Source organism: Lentzea aerocolonigenes, assembly GCF_000974445.1.
GTDB lineage: Bacteria > Actinomycetota > Actinomycetes > Mycobacteriales > Pseudonocardiaceae > Lentzea > Lentzea aerocolonigenes.
In genome coordinates this window covers 1-22,898 of sequence record NZ_BBOJ01000007.1, presented here as the reverse complement: position 1 = coordinate 22,898, position 22,898 = coordinate 1, and the positions used below count along the sequence as shown (strand labels likewise).

The window sequence follows — 22,898 nt, the reverse complement described above, 5'->3', positions numbered from 1 at the left end:
GGACGGAGGACCCCGCCGCCTCTCGCGCGGAACGGGTGAAGATCCGCACCGCGCGCCGGTGTCACGGTGGCCGCACAACCCATTCCGGACAACGGAGGCACGATGCGGGAGACAGGCTGGCTCGGCTGGATCTGGTTCGCGGGCATCATGATGATCGTCATGGGCTCGTTCAACGCCATCGAGGGGTTGGTGGCGTTGTTCCGCGGTGAGTACTACGTCGTGACCGAGGAGCAGGTGCTCGTCTTCGACATCACCGCGTGGGGCTGGATCACCCTTCTGATCGGGATCCTGGTGGCGCTCGCGGGCGGCGCGCTGATGTCCGGTGCCGCGTGGGCGCGAGTGGTCGCGGTGGTGCTCGCGGTCGTCAACGCGGTCGCGCAGCTGATGTTCGTGTCGATTCACCCGGTCTGGTCCACGATCGTCATCGCCCTGTGCGTCACGGTGATCTGGGCCGTCGTGGTCCACGGTTCCGAGGCGAAGTCCACGACAACGACGACCTACGAACCGTCACGGCATTGATGCCACGCGCACTCACGATCCTGCTCGGTGGCGCGGCCGCGGTCGTCGTGGTCGCCGGTGTGCGGGCGGTCGCGTGGCTGGTGGCGCCGGCGATGCTGGCGCTGCTGGTCGTCATCGCGATCAGTCCCGTGCACCGGTGGCTGCGCGGCCGCGGCGCGCCGCCGTGGCTCGCGACGCTCACCGTGGTCGTGCTGGTCTACGGCGTGCTGGCGGTCGTGGCGGTCACGGTCGCGGTGTCTGGCGCACGGCTCGCGTCGATGCTCCCGGAGTTCGCGCGAGACGAGCTGGTCGTGCGCGCCGAACGGGCGATCAACGGCCTCGACCGCGGCCAGCTGATGGGCGCGATCGGCGGGCTGCTCACCGAGCTGACGAGCCTCACCACGAGCCTGGTGTTCCTGTTGGCCCTGCTGCTGTTCCTGGGGGTCGAGGTGGGCTGGGCGAACTCGCGGCTGGCCGACATCGCGGTGGACCGGCCGCACCTGCGGGAGGCGTTCACCGAGTTCGTCCGCCGCAGCCGCCGCTACCTCGTCGTCACGACGGTCTTCGGGCTCGTCGTGGCGGTGCTGGACACGGTGGCGCTCGCGTTGCTGAGCATTCCGCTCGCGCTGCTGTGGGGCGTGTTGTCGTTCGTCACCAACTACATCCCCAACATCGGGTTCCTCCTCGGCGTCGCGCCACCGGCCGTGCTGGCACTGCTGCAGCACGGCCCGCGCCGGGCGGTGGCCGTACTGGTGTTCTACGGAGTGCTGAACTTCGTGGTGCAGTCGTTGATCCAGCCCAGGTTCACCGGGGACGCCGCCGGGCTGTCGACCACCGTCACCTTCCTGGCCCTGGTGTTCTGGGCCTGGGTGCTCGGCCCGCTCGGCGCGTTGCTCGCGGTACCGCTCACCGTGCTGGTGAAGGTGCTGCTGGTCGACGTCGACCCGGCGGCGGGGTGGGCGGCGGCCCTGCTCAGGCCGCCGCGAAGAGATGACATCCCCAAGGCCCCAGCGCCACGTACAGGGGACTGAGATCGTCGTCCTGCTCGTAGACCATGCCGTCGAGCAGATCGGTGTAGCGGTGCAGCTCCACCGGCAGCAGTCCCTGAGCAGGACGATCGGAGAAGTTCACGACCACGACGTGCCGGGTGCCGTCGGCCGCTGTCCACGTCCACGTCAGCAGCTGCCGGCACGACTGGTTGTCCGGCCAGCCCTCGGTCTCGAGCAGGCGCCAGTCACCGCGCCGCACCCGGTGGTCGTGCACGATCGCGAGCAGCCGCCTGTACCAGGCGGCGAGGTCGTGGTCGAGCGGCTCGTCCGGCCGCCGGGTGAGGAACACCGGCGGCCGGGCGCGCCTGCCCTCGAACTGGCCCTCGTGCCACAGCGTCGCTCCCGGCAGCGTCGCGATCGCCACCGCGGCGGCACGGGCGGCGGCGGGCGGCAGTTCGTGCGCGACGCGCGGCTCGTCCTGGTTCTCCAGGAACCGCAGGAGCCGTGACTGGTAGCCGAAATCGGCCCGCAGGTGGTCGCGAAGCCCCTCGCCGCTGATGAACCGGTCGTAGAGGCGCTTGTCGTAGCAGAAGTTGAAGCCCTGCTGCTGCAACGCCCACTCCATGTCCCAGTAGGCCTCGGCGATCAGCACGGTCTCCGGGTGTTCCGCCCGCAGCCCGCCGATGATCTCCGGCCAGTAGTCCTGCTCCGGCGGCGTCCGGTTCCACGTGCGGGCGAAGACCTCGTTGGTGACGAGCATGGCCATGTCGCAGCGGATGCCGTCGCACCGGGCCGCGACCGAGCTGAGCGTCATCGTCGCCGCCGACCGCAGCGCGGGGGAGAAGGCGTCGAGCTGCACGACGTCCGGCCAGGCGGGGAAGTAGGGGTCCCGTCCCCGTTCCAGATCGCCGTTGTCGTCGCGCACGAAGAACTCCGGATGCTTCAGCACCCACGGGTGGTCCGGCGCCACGTGGTTCGGCACGTAGTCGAGCACCAGCCGCACACCACGCGCCGCGAGCTCGGCCCGAGCCTTCGCCAGGCCTTCGTCGCCGCCGAACGCCTCAGCCACCACGTACCGCTGCACGCAGTACGGCGACCCCGTGACGTCCTCCGGGCGCAGATCTGGCAGCACCTCGTGGAACGACGCCCGCAGACCGGGGTTCGCGTTGGCCATCGCGAGCCCCAGCAGGCTGCGCTCCCACACGCCCATCAGCCACACCGCGTCCACCCCGGCCGGGGTGACCTCGTGCCAGGCGGACGACGGCACGTCGCCGAGCGTGATCTCCCTGCCCGCGGCCCGCGAGAGCTCGCCCAGCCACACCGCGGTGTTGATCTCGTAGATGACGGGTTGGTCCGGCCAGCTCATCGCGCCACCTCCCGCGGCAGCAGGGCGATCAGCGCGGTCCACCCGGTCTGGTGGCTGGCGCCGATGCCCGCGCCGTTGTCGCCGTGGAGGTACTCGTAGAACAACGGCAGGTCCCGCCAGTGCTCGTCCCGGTACCGCGTCTGTCCACCGTGGACCGGGCGACCGTCCACACCGAACAGGAACGTGTCCAGCAGCCGTTCGCCGATGTCCCGCGCCACCTCCCGCAGGTTCAGGTGACGTCCCGACCCGGTCGGGCACTCGACCGTGAAGCCGTCGCCGAAGTACTCGTGCAGGTGCAGCAACGCCCTGATCACCAGCACGTTGATCGGCAGCCACACCGGTCCGCGCCAGTTGGAGTTGCCGCCGAACATGCCGCTGTCGGACTCGGCGGGCAGGTAGCCGACGTGGTGCTCGACGCCGTCGACGGTGATCTCGAAAGGGTGCTCGGCGTGCCAGCGCGACAGCGAGCGGATCCCGTGCGGGCTCAGGAACTCCTCCGGGTCGAGCATCCGCGCGAGGATCCGGCGCAGGCGGCTCTCGTCGAACAACGCGAACAGCACCGGGCCCTCGGCGTCGGCCTGCGCGCCGTGTCCCCACAACGCGGCCCGCACCGCCGGGTGCCGGTCGAGGAACTCGCGCATGCCGTCGATCAGCTCGGGGTGCTCGCGCCGCACGTCCGCCCCGATCACGGTCGCGGCGGCCAGCGGCAGCAGCCCGACGGCGGACCGGATCTTCAACGGCGTGGAGGTGCCGTCCGGGTGGCGCAGCACGTCGTGGAAGAAGCCGTCCTCCTCGTCCCACAACCCGCTGCCGACGTGACCGGTGGCCGCCGCGATCCACGCGAGGTTCTCCAGCAGCGTCGCGGCCTGCTCGGTCTCACCCAGCTCCAGCGCCATCTGGATGAGGTTCTGGCAGTACAACGCCATCCACGCGGTGCCGTCGGCCTGGTCGATGCGCCCGCCGGTGGGCAGGGGAGCGCTGCGGTCGAACACGCCGATGTTGTCGAGCCCGAGGAACCCGCCCTGGAACAGGTTCCTGCCGTCGGCGTCCTTGCGGTTGAGCCACCAGCTGAACGCGCGCAGCAACGGCGGGAACACCCGCGCCAGGAAGTCCTTGTCGTGGTCGTACTGGTAGACGAACCACGCGGCCCACGCGTGCACCGGCGGGTTGACGTCGCCGAAGTTCCACTCGTAGGCGGGGATCTGGCCGTTGGGGTGCAGGTAGCGGCGGGTGAGCAGCAGCTCGATCTGCTCCTTCGCGAGCTCCGGGTCGACGATCACCAGCGGCACCGCGTGGAAGGCGAGGTCCCACGCGGCGAACCACGGGTACTCCCACTTGTCCGGCATGACGATGACGTCCTCGGCGGCGAGGTGCCGCCAGTTCTGGTCGGCCCCAAGGGGATCGGTGCCGCGTTCGGTGAGCCAGCGCTCGACGTCGAACGCGTAGAACTGCCGCGACCACAGCAGTCCCGCGAGCGCCTGCCGGCACACGAGCCGTTCGTCACCGCGCGGATCGCCGCCGAGGACCTCGTCGTAGAAGTCGTCGGCCTCTTCTCGGCGCTGGGTGATCGTCGCGTCGAAGCCGTCGAACGGGTCCTGGAGACTGGTGTCGGTCATCCGGACCCTGATCGTGGCGCTGCGTCCGGCGGGGATGCGCAGCTCGTGGTGGGCGGCGGCCTTCGTGCCGACACCGTCGGGCGTGACCGCGGTGGTGTCGCCGTGGACCACGAACCGGTCGATGCCGTCCTTGACGTGCGGGGTGGCGTTGGGCGAACCGAACACCCGCTCGTTGTCGGTCTCGTTCTCCGTCACGAGGATCGGCGCCGGCGGTGCCACGTACCACCACCGCACGCCGAGGTCGGGGTGCTCCGCGCGGACCGTGCCCGGCTCGCAGACGTGCAGCGTCGGCTGCCGGATGTCCCCGCCCCACGACCACGTGTGCCGGAACCACAGCGTGGGCAGGACGTGCAGCGTGGCGTCCTCGGGCCCGCGGTTGTGCGCGGTGATGCGCATCAACACGTCCTCGGGCCCGGCCTTGGCGTACTCCACGACGACGTCGAAGTAGCGGTCGTCGTCGAACACCCCGGTGTCGAGCAGCTCGTACTCGGGCTCGAGCCGGGTGCGCGCGGCGTTGGTGGCGACCAGGTCCTCGTAAGGGAACTCGGCCTGCGGGTACTTGTAGAGCATCCGCAGGTACGAGGACGTCGGCGTGGCGTCGAGGTAGTAGTAGCACTCCTTGACGTCCTCGCCGTGGTTGCCCTCGCCGTTGGTCAGGCCGAACAACCGCTCCTTGAGGATCGGGTCCTCGCCGTTCCACAACGCCACCGCGAGACAGACCCGCTGCCGGTCGTCGCTGAACCCCGCCAGCCCGTCCTCACCCCACCGGTAGGCCCGGTACCGCGCCTGCTCGTGGGTGAACGACGTCCAGGCATCACTCGGATCGTGCCCCTCCCTGACCGTGCCCCACTGCCGTTCGCTCAGGTACGGCCCCCACCTCCGCCACGGACCGGCCTCGTTGAGCCTCTGCTTCTCCGCACTGACCACGTCGCCCACCTCTCGTCTCCGCTGGGGTGTTCAGGCTCGCCGGACGATCGGGTGCGCCGGTTCATCCGGTGCGGATGGTTCGGGGCCGTGCCGCCACCCGTCGCGGAGGAGTTGGCCCCTCGCTTGTTCGCCTGCCCGGCGAGGAGGATGAGGACATGGCGACCGCGTTCGTGCTCGCAGGCGGTGGGAGCTTGGGCGCGATTGAGGTCGGCATGCTGGCCGCGCTCACCGAAGCCGATGTCCGCCCGGACTTCATGGTCGGCACCTCGGTGGGCGCGGCCAACGCCGTGTGGTTCGCGTTGCATCCGTCCGATGTGGACTCTCTCGTGTCTTTGTGGGTCTCGTTGAGGCGGACGGATGTCTTCCCTCTTCGGCCGGTGCAGGGCTTACTCGGGTTGCTGGGGTTCCGCGACCACCTGGTGCCGCAGTCCTCCTTGCGCCGGGTGCTGGAACGGTCGCTGGGCTCGATCGACCTGACCGGCACGGCGATCCCGGTGCACGTGGGCGCCACCGACGTGTTGTCGGGCGCGGAAGTGCTGCTCTCCAAGGGAAACGCGGTCGACTCGGTGCTCGCCTCGACCGCGATCCCCGCGGTGTTCCCGCCGCTGCAGCTCGACGGCCGCTACCTGATGGACGGCGGCGCGGTGAACAACAATCCCGTGTCGCACGCGGTCGAGCTGGGGGCGGACCAGGTGTGGGTGCTCCCGACCGGGTACGCGTGTGCGTTGACGTCGCCGCCGCGCAGTGCGATCGGGGTCGCGTTGCAGGCGTTGACGTTGCTGGTCAACCACCGGCTGGCGCTGGACGTGGAGCGGTATCGGGATTCCGTTGACCTGCGGGTGGTGCCGTCGTTGTGCCCGTTGCGGGTGTCACCAGGGGACTTCGGGCGGGCGCAGGAGTTGATCGACGCGGCGTTCGTCAGCACGCGTGACTGGCTGGCCGCCGGGTGTCTGCCTGGGCCCGTTCACCCGGCCTGCGGGGCGACTTGAACCCCGTCCACCGGCGGTTTCGGCGGCGGTGGGCAGGGATCGCGGTGAAACGGGTCGGGCTGCGGGCAAAGGTAGACCGTGCCTGGTTGCCCATACACCTCGGAGGCGTGGATCGTGCCGGTCACGCTGGATTTGAAGGTCGCGCTGTGGAAGTACACCGTGCCGAAGGAAGCGCCGTCCAATGAACAGGGTCCGGTGAAGGTGGCCGAGACGAAGTCCGTGATGCCCATGGGGAAGGTCGTGTCGTCGAAGAGAGCGAATCCTTCGAAGCGCGTTCGAGCGAAGAGGGCGTGACCGCGCAGATCGGCCTCGGCGAACGTGGCGGTCCCGGTGAAGGTCGCGTCGGTGAAGTTCGCCGGACCGACCTGGCAACCGGCAAGGCTGAAATCCTCCAGGACTGCACCAGTGAGATCGATGCGGATGCCGGGCCAGAACGTGGACGGCGGAAACCCCTTCTGCGCGGCGTGCAGGTGATCACGGATCAGGTGCTGGGCGGTCAGCCGGACCTCCCGCTCCTGCGCCTGGTCACTGGCCGACTCGTAGGTGTTGGGCATGCGCAGGTAGGCGCAGAACACGTTCACGATGGTCTGGCGTTGTGACTCGTTGTTCTGCGCCAGCCGTTCCAACGCGTACAGGCCGCCCAGCCGAACCGGTGCCTTGTCCGAGCCGAGCTGCTCGACCGCCTTCGTGTACAGCTCGGTGATCCGCTTCTCCGAGGCGTCGAGGTTGGTGTCCGCGGCGGTGATCTCCTGGTGCCACTGCCGCCGAACCGCCAGCAGCAGCGCGAACACACCACCGGTGCCCGCGCCGATGCTCAGGCCCGTCTTGATCGCCTCGACTCGGGCCTGCGGCCGGGCGTCCGCAGGCGCCTTGTTCGCCTCCGCCAGCAGCCAGCTCGTCGCACCCCAGCCGACGGCGGCGACGATCACCCCGGCGCCGACGACGACCGCGGGTCTCAACGCGGGCGACCGCGGTCGGCGGACCATCAACCGGCGGGTGTTCCTGATCGCGACGAACAGGAGGTACGAGCCCAGGCCGATCAGCAGGATCCGGATGCGGTTCTGCCAGAGGAAGTCGCCGATCCCGGCCCAGGTCTGCCAGCTGGTCAACGTGATCAGGCTGATCAGGATCAGCACCGTGCCCACGAGCCCGACGGCGACGAGGCGCCTGGGGAAGCTCAAAGCTGACCTCCGATCACGCGGGTTCGCCTACCTGATCGGAGCTCGGCTTCACCTGCGTTACACCGCAGACCAGCCCGTGTTCATCAGGCCTGCGGCACCACCAGGCCCGACTCGTAGGCGATGACCACGAGCTGCGCGCGGTCCCGTGCGTGCAGCTTGGTCATCGCGCGGTTCACGTGCGTCTTGGCGGTGAGCGGGCTGATCACCATGGCCGCCGCGATCGCGTCGTTCGACAGACCACGAGCGACCATCACGACGGCTTCCCGTTCGCGGTTGGTGAGCTGCCCGAGGCTCACGTTCTGCCGCGGCGGCTGGCTGACGTACCGGTCGATCAGCCGGCGGGTGATCGACGGGGCGAGCAGTGCGTCGCCGCGGGCCGCTACCCGGACGGCGTGCAGGAAGTCCTCCGGCTGCACGTCCTTCACGAGGAACCCTGCCGCGCCTGCCTTCAGCGCGTGGAAGACGTACTCGTCGAGGCCGTAGTTGGTCAGGATCACGACGTGGACGGCCGCGAGGGCCGGATCGGCGGCGATGCGCCTGGTCGCCTCGATGCCGTCGACGTCCGGCATCTGGATGTCGATCAGCGCGATGTCCGGGAGGTGCCGCCGGGCCTGGTCGACGCCTTCGGAGCCGTTCGCCGCTTCTGCCACGACCTCGATGTCGTCCTCCGCGTCGAGCAACGCGCGGAAGCCGCTGCGGATCAACGGCTGGTCGTCGACCAGGAGCACGCGGATCACGGCTGTGCCACCGGGAGTTCGGCCTGCACGGTGAACCCGCCCTCGGTGCGCGGTGCGGCCTGGAGGCTGCCGCCGAGTGCGGTGACGCGTTCACGCATGCCGAGCAGTCCGACGCCCGGTTCGGACGTCTTGGGAGAGGCCTTGCCGTCGTCGTCGACACGGATGAGCAGCGCGTCGGGACGGAAGTCGATGCGGACCTGCGCGGTCGCGGCGGCGGCGTGGCGGGCGATGTTCGTCAGCGACTCCTGCACGATCCGGTACGCCGTGCGTTCCACGGCGGCCGGCACGTCGGTGTTGCGGCCCTCGATGGTCAGCTGCGCGTCGAGACCGGTGGCTCGGGCGCGTTGCACCAGCTCGGCGACGTCGTCGATGCCGTGCGGCGGGTTCTTGTCGTCGTCTCTGAGCGCTTCCAGCGTCGCGCGGAGCTCCCTGGCCGCCTCCCGGCCCGCGTCCCGGATGGCCACGAGGGCTTCCGGCACGTCCTCGCCGCGCTTCTGCGCCAGGTGGACCGCGACCTCGGCCTGGAGCTTGATCACCGAGATCTGGTGGGTGAGCGAGTCGTGCAGCTCGCGCGCGATGTGCAGGCGTTCCTCGTTGGCACGGCGGCGCGCGGTCTCCTCGCGGGTGCGTTCGGCCTCGTCGGCCCTGCGCTCGGCCTGCCTGAGCGCTTCACCGGCGGCCGCGGCGGCGATGAGCCACGCGATCTGCAGGACGTCCCGGGTCTGCGCGAACGCCTCGTAGGTGGTGAGGTCGCGGGGCGAGAGGAGCGCCGCGACGGGGAGCGCGGCGAGCATCAGGACCGAGCCAACGAGCGTGACGACCCGGTGGCCAGCCCTCATCGTCGAGTAGACCGCGAACAGGAACGCGATCACCGGCACGTCGGCGCCGGTCGCCTGGTAGCCCAGCGCGAGGAGTCCCGTGGCGGCCAGCACCGCGACCGGCGCCGTCCTGCGCGCCGCCAGCGCGAGCCCGCTCGCGGCCAGCAACGCGTAACCGGGCCCGGTGGCGGGGTGCCCGGCGGTCACGAGGCTCGCCGCCACTCCGGCGGCGATCACCCAGTCCAGCCAACGCGCGTTCATGCGTGCACCTTAATCCGATGTTCGCGCTGGTAGATCCTGCACGGGGAGGACTGTTGATCTACTACGAGCGCAGTAGTGGTTGTCTGCGCGCGCACGACGACTCGCGGTGGGCGCCGAAGACATGCTCTTGCCATGAATCTTGCTGTTGCTGCATATGAGATGACCGCGGGACGTGCCTGGTCGCTGGTGGGCGCCGCGATCGGAATCGTCGGAGTTGTGCTGGGCGTGCTGGCTCTGAGGCGTGGACGGGGTGCCGTCGTGGCGGTGGGGACGGGTGCCGTCGGTGCGGTGATCGGCCTGCTGGTCGTGCTCATGGCCAAGGGCGGCCCCGGCACCGGCTACGGCATCGTCGGTGGCTACCTCTCCCTGGTCGTGGGGCTGGCCGCCGCCGGCCTGGGCGGACTGGCTATGCGAAAAGGCGCTCGGGCTGGTGCACGGCGCGCCGGGTGACCAGTCCCGCCGCACCCCGCGCCACGGCGAACTCGCCGAGGGGTGAGGCGATCAACCGGGTGTGCCGCTCGCCGCCGGCGAGCACCCGGCCGTCCATTTCGGACTGGACGGCGGCGCTGAGGTGCTCGTGCAGCACGGCGTAGCTGCCGCCGAGCACGACCGTCGGCACGTCGAAGAGGTTCATCAGCGTCGCCAGTCCGACCCCGAGCGCCTCTCCGGCGTCGCGGACCGCCTTGAGCGCCTTGGGATCACCCGCGTCGAGTGCTTTCTGGAGCGAGTCGAGCCGGCGTCGTCCCGCCTCGCGCAGGATGACGTCGAGACCCGCGTACCGCTCGACGCAGCCCCGGCTGCCGCACGTGCACCGGACACCGTCGCGTTCGATCACGACGTGCCCGAGCTCGCCCGCGAACCCGCTGACACCGCGGTACACCTCGCCGTTGAGGACCACGCCCGCACCGATGCCGACGTCGGCGGAGACGTGCACGAAGTCCTCGCCGGCGAGGTGGTGAGGCCACAGGTGCGCGAGCGCCGCGACGTTGGCCTCGTTGTCGAGCTCGACGTCGAGACCGAGGCGGCGGCGCAGCCCTTCGGCGAGTGGCGCGCCGACGAGTTTCGGCAGGTTGGGGGCCCGGACGACGACGCCGTCGTGCACCACGCCGGGGATCGCCAAGCCGACGCCGAGGTGCTTGCGCGGTCCGGAGATCTGGTTGATCAGCTCGGCGACGCGGTCGAGCACCTCGTCCGGCGTGGATTTGCGGATGTCGGTGGGCACGAGGTGGCGCTGGAGGGTCTCGCCGTCGAGGCCGAGGGTCTCGACGGCGAGGTGGCTGACGTTGATCTCCGCGCCGATCGCGACCGGTCCGTCCGGGTGGAAGCGCAGTGGCTTGGACGGCCTGCCCATGCCGGTGAGGGCCGCGGGCTCCTCGAGGAGGATCCCGTTGGCCAGCAACGGTTCGGTGAGGTTGGAGAGGGTGGCTTTGGTGAGACCGGTGCGGGCCGCGAGGTCGGCCCGCGAGCCGGGACGGTCGACGAGTGCGAGCAGGACCGTTCGCAGGTTGCCGAGGCGAACCTGTCGCAGGTGGTCGACGGTGGTCATCGCGCCCAGTATCGCGGTGACGACCGGGGGAGCCGCACCCCGCCGGGCTTGCAGGGGTGCGGCACCTCCTCGGCGCTGCTCATCGGCTCAGGTACTTCTGCGCCGCGTCCGCGTACCGGGCCCGCACCTCCGGCACCGCGTCCGCCTCGTACCGCCGGCTCTCCGCGAGCGTCCACTCCGGCGGTGTCGCCCCACCGGCGAGCGTCCACGCCGCCTGCCGGGCCGCACCGTCCGCGACGTACTCACCCGGCGCCGGCACGGTCACCGGCACCCCGAACACGACCGGCGCGATCTCCCGCACCGCGGGCGAGACCGCCGCCCCGCCCACCAGCCGCACACCGGTGACGTCCGCACCCTGCTCGGCCAACGCGTCGAGCCCCACCGCGAGCCCGCACAACATGCCCTCCACGGCGGCACGCGCGATGTTCGCCGGTGTGGCGTTCGTCAGCGTCAGGCCGTGCAGCGCACCCGTCGCGTCCGGGAGGTTCGGCGTCCGTTCACCCTCCAGGTACGGCACCATCACCACGCCTTCCGCGCCGGGCTTGGCGGACAGCGCCAGCGAGCTCAGCGTCGCGAGGTCGACGCCCAGCATCCGGGCGGTCGCGTCCAGCACGCGGGCGGCGTTCAACGTGCACGCGAGCGGCAGGTACCGGCCCGTGGCGTCCGCGAAGCCCGCCACGATCCCGGACGCGTCCGACGCCCGCACCTCACTCGTCGCCGTGACGACGCCGGACGTGCCGAGCGACACCACGACGTCCGCGCCGCCGCCGACACCCAGCATCGCCGCCGCGTTGTCCCCGGCACCCGCGCCGAGCCGCACCGGGCCGTCGACGAACTCGGCGGGACCGAGCACGCGCGGCAGCGCCACGTCGGAACGGCCCAGCGCCAGCGACACCAGGTCCGGCACGTACTTGTCCGTCACCGAGTCGAAGTAGCCGGTGCCGGACGCGTCCGAGCGGTCCGTGACCAGGTCGCCCAGGTCCCCGGTGCCGCGCAGCCGCCACGTCAGCCAGTCGTGCGGCAGGCAGACCGCCGCGGTGCGCGCCGCGTTGGCCGGTTCGTGCTGGGCGAGCCAGCGCAGCTTGGTGATCGTGAACGACGCGACCGGCACCAGGCCGATCCGCTCAGCCCACTGCTGCGCGCCCAGTTCGTCGGTCAGGGAGGCCGCGGCCGCTGCGGAACGGGTGTCGTTCCACAGCAGCGCTTCCCGCACGACCTCGCCGTCCTCGTCGAGGCAGACCATGCCGTGCTGCTGGCCCGCCACGCTCAGCGCCGCGACGTCGTCGAGCCCTCCGGCGTCCGACAGCGCGGACTGCAGCGCGTCCCACCAGTGCGACGGGTGCACCTCGGTGCCGTCCGGGTGCGTGGCGCGGCCCTCCCGGACGAGCTCGCCGGTCTCCGCCTCGCGCACCACGACCTTGCACGACTGCGTCGAGGAGTCGACGCCCGCGACGAGCGTCATGTCAGCGCGCTCCCGCGAGGTGCTCGAGCGCGAGCTGGTTCAGCCGCACGAACCCGAAGCCGCGCTCGGCCGCCTTCTCCGGGTCGAAGCTGTCGTCCTTGAGGAGGTCGTCGTAGGACTCCCCGTCGTTCAGGGTCGGCTTGCCCAGGTCGGCGACGCCCGCGACCTGCAGCGCCTCCTGCACCTCTGGGTCGGCGCGGAACGCGGCGGCGCGCTCCTTGAGCAGCAGGTACATCCGCATGTTCGCCGCGGCGGAGTCCCACACGCCCTTGATGTCCTCGGTGCGTGACGGCTTGTAGTCGAAGTGCCGCGGACCGTCGTAGCCGGCGGTCTCCAGCAGGTCGACCAGCGCGAACGCGTTCATCAGGTCGCCGTGGCCGAACACCAGGTCCTGGTCGTACTTGATGCCGCGCTGACCGTTGAGGTCGATGTGGAAGAGCTTGCCCTGCCACAACGCCTGCGCGATGCCGTGCACGAAGTTGAGCCCGGCCATCTGCTCGTGCCCGACCTCGGGGTTGAGCCCGACGAGTTCCGGCTTGTCGAGCGTCGAGATGAACCCGAGCGCGTGCCCGATCGTCGGCAGCAGGATGTCGCCGCGCGGCTCGTTCGGCTTCGGCTCGAGCGCGAACCGGATGTCGTAGCCCCGGTCCGTGACGAACTGGGTCAGCAGGTTCATGGACTCGCGGTACCGGTCGAGCGCCGCCCGCACGTCCTTGGCCGTGTCGTACTCGGAGCCCTCACGGCCGCCCCACAGCACGTAGGTTTTCGCGCCGAGCTCGGCCGCCAGCTCGATGTTGCGCAGCACCTTGCGCAGCGCGAACCGCCGCACACCGCGGTCGTTGCTGGTGAATCCGCCGTCCTTGAACACCGGGTGGGTGAACAGGTTCGTCGTCATCATCGGGATGACCAGGCCGGTCTCGTCGAGCGCGGCCTTGAGCCGGTCGATCTGCTGCTGCCGGTTGGTCGCCGCGAACCCGAACAGGTCGTCGTCGTGGAACGACATCCCGTAGGCCCCGAGCTCGGCCAGCCGCTGCACCGCCTCGACCACGTCCAGGTCCGGCCGCGTGGCGTCGCCGAACGGGTCGCGACCCGGCCAGCCCACGGTCCAGAGACCGAAGGAGAACTTGTCCGCCGGAGTGGGCGCCGTCATGATCCACCTCATTCGTTCAATGCTTGAACTTAGTGCGGACAGTACGACGCGCGTGCCGTGATCGCAATCGGTCAGGCTTGCAGAACTGCCTCGACCGCGGGCGCGAGCGCCTCGGCGATGACGCGGTAGCCGGCGGCGGACGGGTGGAAGCGGTCGGTGGCGAACAACGCCGGATCAGCGGCGAACCGAGCCGAGACGGCACGTTCGACGTGCGCGACGACTCCGCCCGCCCGGATGACGGCCTGCAGCTGCGCCTGGGCGTAGTCGCGGCTCACGGTCGACACGACGGCGCGCAACGCGGGCGGTACGTGCGCGACCACGCTCAGGTCGGGCGCGGTGCTGACGACGACCCGCGCACCCGCACCGCGCAGGTCCGCGACGGCGTCGTGCAGCTGCTGCGCGCCGACGTGGGCGGGGACGAACCTGGTCAGGTCGTTCGCGCCGATGACGATCACGGCGAGGTCGACTCCGCCCGCGATCGCGGTCCGGACCTGCGCTTTCAGGTCGGCAGAGCGGGCACCGGGCACGGCGTGGACCCTCAGGTCGACGTGGTGTCCTGCCGCGCGGAGACGTGCGGCGAGCAGTGGGCCGAGGGTGTCCTCTCCACGCGTGCTGCCGACGCCCGCGGCGATGGAGTCACCGAGCAAACGCAGACGCATGTCCCGTAAAACGGCGAGCGTCGAAACGGTGTTCCGCCGCAGACTGTGACGGTGGACGAACTCCTGGGGTGGTGCGTGGTCGCGAACGTCGCCGCCACCGACCTGAAGCACTTCTCGGCCGGCACGAAGGTGTGGGTGCTGCCACCGCAGTGGGGTGACGGCGGGCAGGACGTCGTCGTGGTCGGCCGGCACCGCGGCAGCCCCGGACCGGTGTCCCAGATGGTCCTGCCGCGCGTGCACCTGACGAACTTCCGCGTGCGCGGGGTCTACCAGCCGGCCGTGCAGCGCCAGCTCACCAAGCCGTTGAAGCGGCGCGAGCTGCGGCAGTGGGAGTCGCGGGAGGAAGCGGAGAAGGTCGTCGAGTGGTGGGCACGTGACGCGGCCATCCACGCGGGGGTGCGCCGGCCGTTGAAGCGCGCCGACTTCTACTACCGGCTCGCTCAGGTGCTGCCGGGACACGTCCTGCAGCAGTGGGCCGTCCAGGACGTCATGAACCCGCGGCTCTCGTTCGAGCTCGGCGACGTGTTCCGCGACCAGCAGGAGGTGGACGCGGTCCACGAGCTGCGCGAACTCCTGGACACCATCGCGACGGCCGGTGTGGCCAACTGGCGGAACAACGAGCTGTGGCCGGTTGTTAGCACTGTCGCGGAGAAGACCCAGGCGCTGCTGAGTCGATAAACCGCTGTCGTGCGAGCGTTCGTGTGTCTACACTCCACGATCAACATCACCGAGCGACGAGGAGGGACCGGCCGTGCGTACCGCCGTTGTCGTCCTCCCGTCCCGCTTCGACGTGATCCTCGTGTCCTCGCACCCCGGCTGCCCGCTGCGCGCCGGGCACCGGAGCGTCTGACGAACACGCCGTTCGTCGGCTCATCGCGCTGACCTGCACGTCCTTTCACCACGAAAAGGCACTCAGCCATGCGCACGACCACGTTGAACGCCGTCCGCAACCTGGGCATCCTCGCCCACGTCGACGCGGGCAAGACCACCCTCACCGAACGGGTTCTGTTCGCCACCGGCACCACGTACAAGCGCGGTGAGGTCCACGACGGCACGACCGTCACGGACTTCGACCCGCAGGAACGCGACCGCGGCATCACGATCTTCGCCGCGGCCGTGAGCTGCACGTGGGACGGTCATCGCATCAACCTCATCGACACGCCCGGCCACGTCGACTTCTCCGACGAGGTCGAACGGTCGCTGCGGGTCCTCGACGGCGCTGTCGCCGTGTTCGACGGTGTCGCGGGCGTCGAGCCGCAGAGCGAGTCGGTGTGGCGGCAGGCGGACCGGCACGGCGTGCCGCGGATCGCGTTCGTCAACAAGCTCGACCGGCCCGGCGCGGACCTCGACACGGCCGTGGAGTCGCTGCGAACGCGGCTGCACACCGTGCCGCTCGTCGTGCAGCTGCCGATCGGTGCCGAGGACGGGTTCGCCGGCGTCGTCGACCTGGTGCGGATGGTCGCACTCACCTGGGAGGACTCCCTGACCGAAGGGCCGGTGCCGGAAACGTTGCTGGCAGAGGCACAACGGCGCCGTCACCTGCTGGAGGAGGCGGTGGCGGAACTGCATCCCGAAGTCGTGGAGGAGTTCTTCGCCGGAGGACTGTCCGAGCAGACCCTGAGAAACGCGCTGAAGGAACTGACTCGGCGAGGTCTCGGAACCGTCGTGCTGTGCGGCTCGGCGTACCGGAACCGGGGTGTGGAACCGTTGCTGGACGCGGTGATCGCGTACCTCCCGTCCCCTGTGGACGTTCCGGCGGTGCGCGGCGTCGACGGCGAGGAACGGGTACCGGATCCGGACGCGCCGTTCGCGGCGTTGGTGTTCAAGGTGAACGCCACCGCCACCGGGCGGCTGACGTTCGTCCGCGTCTACTCGGGCACCCTCCACAAGGGAGAGACGGTCCAGGTGGGCGGCAGGAACGAACGCATCGGCAGGATCCTGCGGGTGCAGGCCGATCGGCACACGCCGGTCGACTGCGCCGTCGCGGGTGACATCGTGGCGCTGGTGGGGCTGAAGTCGGCTCGCACGGGGACGACCCTGTGCGCGCCAACGGCTCCGCTGCTCCTCGAACCGCCGGTGTCGGCCGACCCCGTCGTGTCCGTGGCCGTGGAGACGCGGACCAGCGCGGACAACGCGCGGCTGACCGAGGCGCTCGCGCACCTGGTCGACGAGGACCCGTCCCTGCGCGTGGCGACGGACCCGGAGACCGGCCAGACGGTGCTGTCGGGCCTCGGCGAGCTGCACCTGGAGGTCGCGGTGGAGAAGGCGCGCACGACCCACCGCATCGAGATCACCACGGGACGCCCGCGCGTGTCCTACCGCGAGACCGTCGCCGCCGGTGTCACGGGATTCGTCTACCGGCACGTGAAGCAGGACGGAGGTGCCGGCCAGTTCGCTCACGTCGTCATCGACACCGAGCCGCTGGAGACCGGGTTCGAGTTCCGCTCGGCGGTCACCGGCGGGCGCGTGCCGCAGGAGTTCGTCCGCGCGGTCGAACAGGGCTGCCGCGACGCGCTGGCCGAGGGACCGCTCGGCCACCCGGTGACCGGGCTGCGCGTGACGCTCACCGACGGGTCCACGCACGTCAAGGACTCGTCGGAGATGGCGTTCCGCACGGCCGGCCGGCTGGGCCTGCGCGAGGCCTTGAAGGCGGGCGCGATGACGTTGCTCGAACCGATCGCCGAGGTCACGGTCACCGTGCCGGAGGAGTACCTCGGTGGCGTGCTGGGTGACCTCGCCTCGCGCCGGGGCCGGATCCTCGGTTCCGTCGCGAGGGCCGGTACGACGGTGGTCACGGCGAGCGTGCCGCTGGCCGAGATGTTCGGGTACGTGACGAGGTTGCGCAGCCGGACGCAGGGCCGCGGCACGTTCTCGGCCCGCCCGACCGGCTACGCGCCGGCGTAGGTGGAACGCAGGCCGGCTTCAACTGAAGCCGGCCTGTGCCATGCTCAGTCGGATGTCGACCTTGCCCGTCATGTCGTTCAACCTGCGCTACGCCTCGGACGCCGAGCCGAACTCGTGGCGCGCCAGGCGACCCGTGATGGCCCAGCTCCTGCTCAACGAGCTGCCCGCGGTGCTGGGCACGCAAGAAGGCCTGTACGGCCAGCTGCTCGACATCGCCCACGACCTGCCCGACCACTACGACTGGGTCGGGCTCGGCCGTGCGGGCGGCAGCCACGACGAGTTCATGGCGATCTTCTTCGACACGCTCCGGCTGGAGCCGCTCGAGTTCGACCACCACTGGCTGTCCGCGACGCCGAACGTCGTGGGCTCGCGCTCGTGGGGCAACAACGTGATCCGCATGGTGACGTGGGTCCGGTTCGCCGACCGCGCGACGGGCAGGCAGTTCGTCGTCGTGAACACCCACTTCGACCACGAGTCGGAGAACTCCCGCCTGCGCAGCGCGGAGTTCGTCCACCAGCGGATCGACACGCTGAAGCTGCCGGTCGTGCTCACCGGTGACTTCAACGCGGTGGCGACGGCGTCACCGACGTACTCCGTGCTGACCGACGGGCTGGAGGACTCGTGGCTCGCGGGCCCTCAGACCACCCCGGCGTACGGGACGTTCCACGGCTACGGCCCGCTCGTCCCGGACGGCCCGCGCATCGACTGGATCCTCACCCGCGGCGTCACCGTCGAGGCCGCCGCGATCAACACCTACCACCGCGACGGCCAGTACCCGTCCGACCACCTGCCGGTGCAGGCGCTGATCAGGGTCTAGGTGCCCACTCCGGCGGCAGGTCGTGCGAACACGTCGGCGCGCCACCGGCCCGCGCTCTTCGAAGGTCGGTGTACGGCCCTGCGATCTGGTCCCGCGGTAGGGGACTCAGCGCCGTGATGGCGTCACCGGCGGCGAGCACCTGACGTCGCATCCGTTCGTGGTCGACGGCCTCGGCGCCGAACGCGGGCGCCCAGAGCGTCCACGGACCGGAGATCATCGCCATCGTCGGGATCAGGTGCGAGTGGAAGTGCGTGCCGATGCCACCGAACGAGCACTGCGGCGGCGTCCTGTCCGGCACCGGGACGTCGGCGCCGGGCAGGACGAACGTGCGATCCACGCTCCTTCCGGACAGCGCCGTGAAAGCGGCCTGGGTCAGTGCGGGACTGCCCGCGAACCACCCCGACGGCTCCGCCGCGCCTGTCGGCTGAAGAGAACCGTTGCCGGGCAGGAACTCCCGCGTGCCCAGGTGTTCCAGCACGAACGCGAACGCCACGGACCCGGAGTCGTACTCGGCGTCGAGCGCCCGCGCCCGGAACTCGCTGCCCTCGGCGGGCCGGTGCAGGTGCCCCGTGGCGAACACGAACTCGATCGTCCGCGGCCGGCACCGCAACGGCAGGCGGGCGAAGTGCTCGGCGAGGGCGAGGAGCGCGACCGTTCCGTTCTCCTGCACCCACCCCACACCGTCGGTGTTGGTGTCGAGCACGATCCGCTCGTTGCTGATGCCGGGCAGCGTGGCGACCAACGACCGCGTCACAGCCGGTACACGTGCCGCGAGAACCCCGACCGTAGTCTGGGCGCCGGCCTGGAGCTTCGCCGCCGCGTCCGCCCCGACGAACACACCGGGCACCCGGTAGTGCGTGCCGAGATGAGGATCCCAGTAGCCCTTCACCTGCTCGTGCGGAAACGGAAACGCGACGACCACCCCGGCGGCCTCGGCAAGCCCCGCGTCGACCATGTCCTGGTTGAGGAACGGCTCGGCGAGATACCCGCGGTCGACGGCCGGGAAGTCGCGCAGCACCACCTTCCCGCGCGCGTTGGCTGCGGTGATCGGCGTGCCGGCGGGCAACCTGACCAGCTCACCCGAGCGCAAACCGGGCGCGGAGTAGGGAATCGCGGCGGCGACCGGAACCACGCCGTCCGACACGAGCAGCCCGGGCCCGGGCTGCCACCGCTGGATCCCGAAGTGCTCGGACCGCACGGACACACCGGGAAGCCGGTCGACGTGACGCTCCAGCCAGGAGATCAGGCGCTGGTGGGCAGGGCTTCCGGTCGACCGGACACCGAACGCGGCAACGGTGGCGTTCAACGCGCGCAAGGTGGAGGCCGAGGCGAACTTCCGCTCGTCGATGGTGGGGGAGCAGCCCTCCGACGCTGCGGCCGGCGCGGTGAGCTGAACGGTCAGAACCGTTATGACGCTGAACAATGCAATGCATCTGGCGGAGTGCACCAGGCACACAGTGGTTGTTGTGAACAGGGCTCACAATCCGCTGTCCTGGGTAACCGTGCCGGCGTCAACAGTGAACGGAATGGTTCATACCAATTTCCGCTACCGTCCGCCAGATGCGCATGAACTCAACGCTCGGCCGCGTCGCGGTGATCGCGTACGCGCTGCTCCTTCTGACCGGGACCGCTTCTGCCTCGGCCTCTCACGGCCGTGAGTGCGACACGCCGTCCATCGATCGGTTGCAGCAGTGGCTGGCCAGTGGCGAGGGTGCGACCTCGCCTGCTACCGGCAGCATCCTGGTTCCTCGGTCGCACGGCTACTCGGCGAAGATCAAGTTTTTGTCGAACGACTGGCACGTCATGGTCGTGTGGCTCGGCAACCAGTTCGAGGCGCAGGCCGACCTGAGTGGGTCTCGTGGGTTCTGGATGACCTACCGCGCTCGGGACGACCTGTACGCGCAGCTGCGGCCAGCCTCGCACTGGAGTGGCGGTGACAAGTGGGTCACCAAGATCCCGTCGACGCGGGGGCGGCTGGTGACTCGGTTCTTCAGCTTCGCGCCGTCTCGGTGGACCGTCTTGCCGGAGCTGGGCGCACCTGCGTATCCGCTTGCCGAGGCCCTTGATGATGCCCGTGGGCTGGTGTTCGTTGGTAAGACGCCCAATGACCTGGAGTTTCGCGGGTTGAGGATCGACGGGTACCGGCCGCCCTGCGTTTACTGAGGCTTTCTGGGGTGCGCGGGTCGCTTTTGCGGTGGTGGTTGCGTGGGTTGTATGACGAGCCGGGTCATTTCATCGCCGCTTCGCGACGATTGCGATTGGGGCTTGACTTCGGGGCCCTTGCGAGGCGCTGTGTCGGGCGGAAAAGGTCGGATGCTCCGCACCCGCCCGATCCGAAAAGGCTAGCACCTCGCTCCCAAAGTCAAGCCCCAATCGCACGCGTGCGTGGTTGCGTTCGTTGTTCGGCCCACCTCATTACCGCTTGCCCGCGTTCGCATTGCCCGGTTCGACTCGGCTTCGCCATCGCTTGGTTCACCCTATCGTGTGCGGCTTTACCCGTTATCTGGTCGTGATCTTGCGGTAGATTAGAACACGTGATCGAAACCCGCCTCCTCTCCACCGACGAGCTGCTCCGCAGTCTCGTCGACGAGGTGACGGAAATCCGGGTCCGTGAGAATGCCGCGTTGCAGATCGTCGCCGAATTGGATCGGCGCGGAGCCGCGAGCGAGCTCGGCTACAAGGATTTGCCGAAGGTGTTGCGGCACGTCGTCCGCTGGGACATTCACGTCGCCAAGCGGTGGATCGACACTGCCGCGCTGCTGACGAATGAGATCACCCCGACCGGCAGCGAACTCGCTCCTAAGCTTCCGCTCACGGCGGAGGCGGTGGCCGAGGGCGCGCTGTCGGTCGACCACGTCGCGGCGGTCGCGGCGGTGATGAAGACCGTGCCCGCCGAACATGAAGTCACGGTGGTGGGGTACGCCCGCGACTTCGAGCCCGCCACAGTCCGCACCCTGGGTGCGAAACTGGCCTACAGCCTCTACCAGAACGATCCGGAGCCGCGTGATCCTGAGCCCGCGCCGCCGACGAATCAGCACTTGATGCAGTGGAAGAACGGGCGGCTGGAGATCCGGGCGAAGCTGGACAAGGTCGCCGGTGCGAAGTACGAGGCGTTGCTGGATCCGCTGGCCAAGCCCCGCCCCGACACCGGGCAAGGCCCAGACGAGCGCAGCCGCTCCGAACGCGAAGGCGACGCCCTCGCCGACCTGATCGACTTGATGCTGCGCGCCGACCAGCTGCCCGAGCACGGCGGCGAGCCGGTCACGCTGACCGTGACGATGCGGCACGAGGACCTCGCCAACCGGGTCGGGCAGGGCATGCTCGACAACGGCGATCACATCCCCGCCGAGCAGGTCCGCCAGCTCGCCTGCAATGCGGGCATCATCCCGCTGCTGCTGGGCAGCCAGGGTCAGCCGATGGACATCGGTCGCAAGACCCGCACCTTCCCGGCCGGGATCCGGCGGACCCTGGTCGCCCGAGACCGGGGTTGCGCCTTTCCCGGTTGCGGTAGGCCGCCCAGACACTGCGACGCCCACCACGTCCAGCACTGGGCCAATGGCGGCGACACCTCCGTCGACAACGCAGTGCTGCTCTGCCGCCACCACCACACACTCATCCACCAGAGCAAGTGGAACGTCAGGATGGTCAACGGCATCCCGACCTTCTACGCACCCGACTGGCTCGACCCCCAACAAAAGCCAAGACGCAACCCGATCAACATCGCCTGACCGCCGCCAGGCAGGCACAGCGATGCTGCCTGACCACCTGTGAGGCGGTGTTGATCAACTACGCCTGAGCACGGCGAGGCGACGTTGACGCCTGCCGCCATGCCCACGGACAGGCACCGCCGTCACCACTGCCCGACCGCGCCGAGGTGCCTCGCCAACACTGACCGGCCAACGCCTACATAGGCGACCGGTTCTTCCTCCCGCGTGATACGTCTACCGCGTGGAGACAGTTCCGCGGGGTCAATTCAATGAGGTCACGTCCAATGGGGGTCAATCTCGCGAAGCCGAAGCCAAGCGACAACAGCGCAGCCAAGCTGAATCGCCCACCACAACGCGGCAATGGCAAAGCCAAGCACCCGCCAACCGCAATGGCGAAGCCGAGCAGAACCTCCCGCCACCAACGTCACAACGGCGAAGCCGAGCCCCCACCAACCGCGATGGCGAAGCCGAGCCGGACAGGGCTATGCGTCATCGGGCAAGCGGCAATGGGGTGAGCCGAACAACCCAACGCAACCACGCATGACTGCGATTGGGGCTTGATGCGATGAAGGAGCGGGGCCTCGCTCCTGGTGGGTCCCGAGCGGACACTCGGGTTGCCTAAGTCCTCACGCAAGGGAGGCCCCTGTGTCTGAGTATGACGGGAAACAGTTCGTCGGGATCGATCTGCACCGATCTCGTTCGGTGATCGTGCGGATGACCGCTGAGGGTGAGCGGCTGGACGCGGTGCGGATCGTGAACGATCCAATGGCGTTGATGGCCGAGATCGCCAAGGCCGGTGAGGAGCCGGAGGTGGTGCTGGAGGCCACCTATGGCTGGTACTGGGCCGCGGACGTGCTCGCGGAAGCGGGTGCGCACGTGCATCTGGCGCATCCGCTGGGGATCAAGGGATTCACGACCCGGCGGGTGAAAAACGATGTGCGGGATGCCACCGATCTGGCGGACCTGCTGCGTATGGGCCGCCTGCCCGAGGCGTGGATCGCTCCGCCGGAGGTGCGGGAGTTACGTGAGCTGGTCCGGTACCGGTGCCGGCTGGTCGGCCGGCGATCGGGGTTGAAAGCGGGCGTGCACGCGGTGCTGGCCAAGCAGGGCCTGCGGCTGCCGGTCACCGACCTGTTCGGGGTGCGCGGGCGTGCCCTGCTCGCGGCGGCCCCGCTGGACCCGGTGTTGCGGGCCAGGGTGAACTCGCAGTGCCGGCTGATCGACGCGTTCGGCTTCGAGATCGACACCGTCACCGGCCTGATCCTGCGCCG

General features: G+C 69.8%; 20 protein-coding genes. 10 read left to right on the top strand and 10 right to left on the bottom strand.

The genetic code is table 11. The features are described from left to right. The first annotated feature begins 102 nt into the window (after positions 1–102). Together AOM45_RS14845 and AOM45_RS14840 are read left to right on the top strand one after the other, a co-directional pair. A complete protein-coding gene (locus tag AOM45_RS14845; protein ID WP_059362462.1) occupies positions 103–519 on the top strand; it encodes a DUF7144 family membrane protein in 417 nt (138 codons plus the stop codon). Further along, positions 519–1,529, top strand: coding sequence for an AI-2E family transporter (locus AOM45_RS14840; protein WP_035910738.1), 1,011 nt, complete (start codon positions 519–521; stop codon positions 1,527–1,529). Before AOM45_RS14845 ends, AOM45_RS14840 begins: the two co-directional genes overlap by 1 nt. Here AOM45_RS14840 and AOM45_RS14835 read toward each other — a convergent pair. Then, the gene (locus AOM45_RS14835) at positions 1,471–2,853 is read right to left on the bottom strand and encodes an alpha-amylase family protein (RefSeq protein ID WP_030468674.1); all 1,383 of its coding nucleotides are present in this window, start codon (positions 2,851–2,853) and stop codon (positions 1,471–1,473) included. The two genes, AOM45_RS14840 and AOM45_RS14835, sit on opposite strands and share 59 nt — an antisense overlap. Continuing rightward, positions 2,850–5,396 (bottom strand): MGH1-like glycoside hydrolase domain-containing protein, encoded by a 2,547-nt coding sequence (locus tag AOM45_RS14830; RefSeq protein WP_236703561.1) that lies wholly within the window; start codon positions 5,394–5,396, stop codon positions 2,850–2,852. The genes AOM45_RS14835 and AOM45_RS14830 overlap by 4 nt, the downstream gene beginning before the upstream one ends. Before the next feature lie 155 nt (positions 5,397–5,551). Between AOM45_RS14830 and AOM45_RS14825 the strand changes: the two genes are divergently transcribed. Continuing rightward, entirely contained in the window at positions 5,552–6,385 is an 834-nt protein-coding gene (locus AOM45_RS14825; RefSeq protein ID WP_051783762.1) for a patatin-like phospholipase family protein, read from the top strand. On the opposite strand, the gene AOM45_RS14820 is transcribed toward AOM45_RS14825, so the two are convergent. The 3 genes from AOM45_RS14820 to AOM45_RS14810 all read right to left on the bottom strand — a co-directional run bounded on the left by AOM45_RS14820 (position 6,361) and on the right by AOM45_RS14810 (position 9,382). Further along, complete coding sequence (locus AOM45_RS14820) at positions 6,361–7,566, bottom strand: pentapeptide repeat-containing protein (protein ID WP_051783763.1); 1,206 nt, start codon at positions 7,564–7,566, stop codon at positions 6,361–6,363. The two genes, AOM45_RS14825 and AOM45_RS14820, sit on opposite strands and share 25 nt — an antisense overlap. Before the next feature lie 83 nt (positions 7,567–7,649). Further along, positions 7,650–8,303 (bottom strand): response regulator, encoded by a 654-nt coding sequence (locus AOM45_RS14815; RefSeq protein ID WP_030468678.1) that lies wholly within the window; start codon positions 8,301–8,303, stop codon positions 7,650–7,652. After that, on the bottom strand, positions 8,300–9,382 hold the full coding sequence (locus AOM45_RS14810) for a sensor histidine kinase (protein WP_030468679.1): 1,083 nt from the start codon (positions 9,380–9,382) through the stop codon (positions 8,300–8,302). Before AOM45_RS14810 ends, AOM45_RS14815 begins: the two co-directional genes overlap by 4 nt. A gap of 132 nt (positions 9,383–9,514) precedes the next feature. On the opposite strand from AOM45_RS14810, the gene AOM45_RS14805 reads away from it, so the two are divergent. Next, positions 9,515–9,832, top strand: coding sequence for a DUF6223 family protein (locus AOM45_RS14805; RefSeq protein WP_030468680.1), 318 nt, complete (start codon positions 9,515–9,517; stop codon positions 9,830–9,832). Here AOM45_RS14805 and AOM45_RS14800 read toward each other — a convergent pair. From AOM45_RS14800 to AOM45_RS14785, 4 genes are all read right to left on the bottom strand, one after another. After that, entirely contained in the window at positions 9,789–10,928 is a 1,140-nt protein-coding gene (locus tag AOM45_RS14800; RefSeq protein ID WP_030468681.1) for an ROK family protein, read from the bottom strand. The genes AOM45_RS14805 and AOM45_RS14800 overlap by 44 nt on opposite strands. A 79-nt stretch (positions 10,929–11,007) precedes the next feature. Then, positions 11,008–12,390 carry a xylulokinase gene (gene xylB, locus AOM45_RS14795; protein WP_030468682.1) on the bottom strand — a complete coding sequence of 461 codons (1,383 nt, stop codon included), beginning with the start codon at positions 12,388–12,390 and terminating at the stop codon, positions 11,008–11,010. Position 12,391: 1 nt separating this feature from the next. Next, entirely contained in the window at positions 12,392–13,540 is a 1,149-nt protein-coding gene (gene xylA / locus AOM45_RS14790) for a xylose isomerase (protein WP_030468683.1), read from the bottom strand. A gap of 71 nt (positions 13,541–13,611) precedes the next feature. Then, positions 13,612–14,199 (bottom strand): SGNH/GDSL hydrolase family protein, encoded by a 588-nt coding sequence (locus AOM45_RS14785; protein WP_030468684.1) that lies wholly within the window; start codon positions 14,197–14,199, stop codon positions 13,612–13,614. A gap of 51 nt (positions 14,200–14,250) precedes the next feature. Between AOM45_RS14785 and AOM45_RS14780 the strand changes: the two genes are divergently transcribed. The 3 genes from AOM45_RS14780 (at position 14,251) to AOM45_RS14770 (ending at position 17,920) form a co-directional block, all read left to right on the top strand. Continuing rightward, positions 14,251–14,877: a hypothetical protein gene (locus tag AOM45_RS14780; RefSeq protein WP_156093916.1), complete on the top strand. Its 627-nt coding sequence runs from the start codon at positions 14,251–14,253 to the stop codon at positions 14,875–14,877. Positions 14,878–15,117: 240 nt separating this feature from the next. Continuing rightward, positions 15,118–17,103, top strand: coding sequence for an elongation factor G (gene fusA, locus AOM45_RS14775; protein WP_030468686.1), 1,986 nt, complete (start codon positions 15,118–15,120; stop codon positions 17,101–17,103). 52 nt (positions 17,104–17,155) lie between these two features. Continuing rightward, complete coding sequence (locus AOM45_RS14770; RefSeq protein WP_236703559.1) at positions 17,156–17,920, top strand: endonuclease/exonuclease/phosphatase family protein; 765 nt, start codon at positions 17,156–17,158, stop codon at positions 17,918–17,920. Here the strand turns inward: AOM45_RS14770 and AOM45_RS14765 are convergent. Further along, complete coding sequence (locus AOM45_RS14765) at positions 17,910–19,367, bottom strand: hypothetical protein (RefSeq protein ID WP_156093917.1); 1,458 nt, start codon at positions 19,365–19,367, stop codon at positions 17,910–17,912. The two genes, AOM45_RS14770 and AOM45_RS14765, sit on opposite strands and share 11 nt — an antisense overlap. A gap of 113 nt (positions 19,368–19,480) precedes the next feature. Here AOM45_RS14765 and AOM45_RS14760 point away from each other — a divergent pair, with 113 nt between their 5' ends. From AOM45_RS14760 to AOM45_RS14750, 3 genes are all read left to right on the top strand, one after another. Then, positions 19,481–20,083 (top strand): hypothetical protein, encoded by a 603-nt coding sequence (locus AOM45_RS14760; protein WP_301314043.1) that lies wholly within the window; start codon positions 19,481–19,483, stop codon positions 20,081–20,083. 371 nt (positions 20,084–20,454) lie between these two features. After that, positions 20,455–21,648, top strand: coding sequence for an HNH endonuclease signature motif containing protein (locus AOM45_RS14755; RefSeq protein WP_059362458.1), 1,194 nt, complete (start codon positions 20,455–20,457; stop codon positions 21,646–21,648). Between the two features lie 624 nt (positions 21,649–22,272). Continuing rightward, the coding region (locus tag AOM45_RS14750; RefSeq protein ID WP_201779975.1) for an IS110 family transposase at positions 22,273–22,898 on the top strand (626 nt) is incomplete at its 3' end.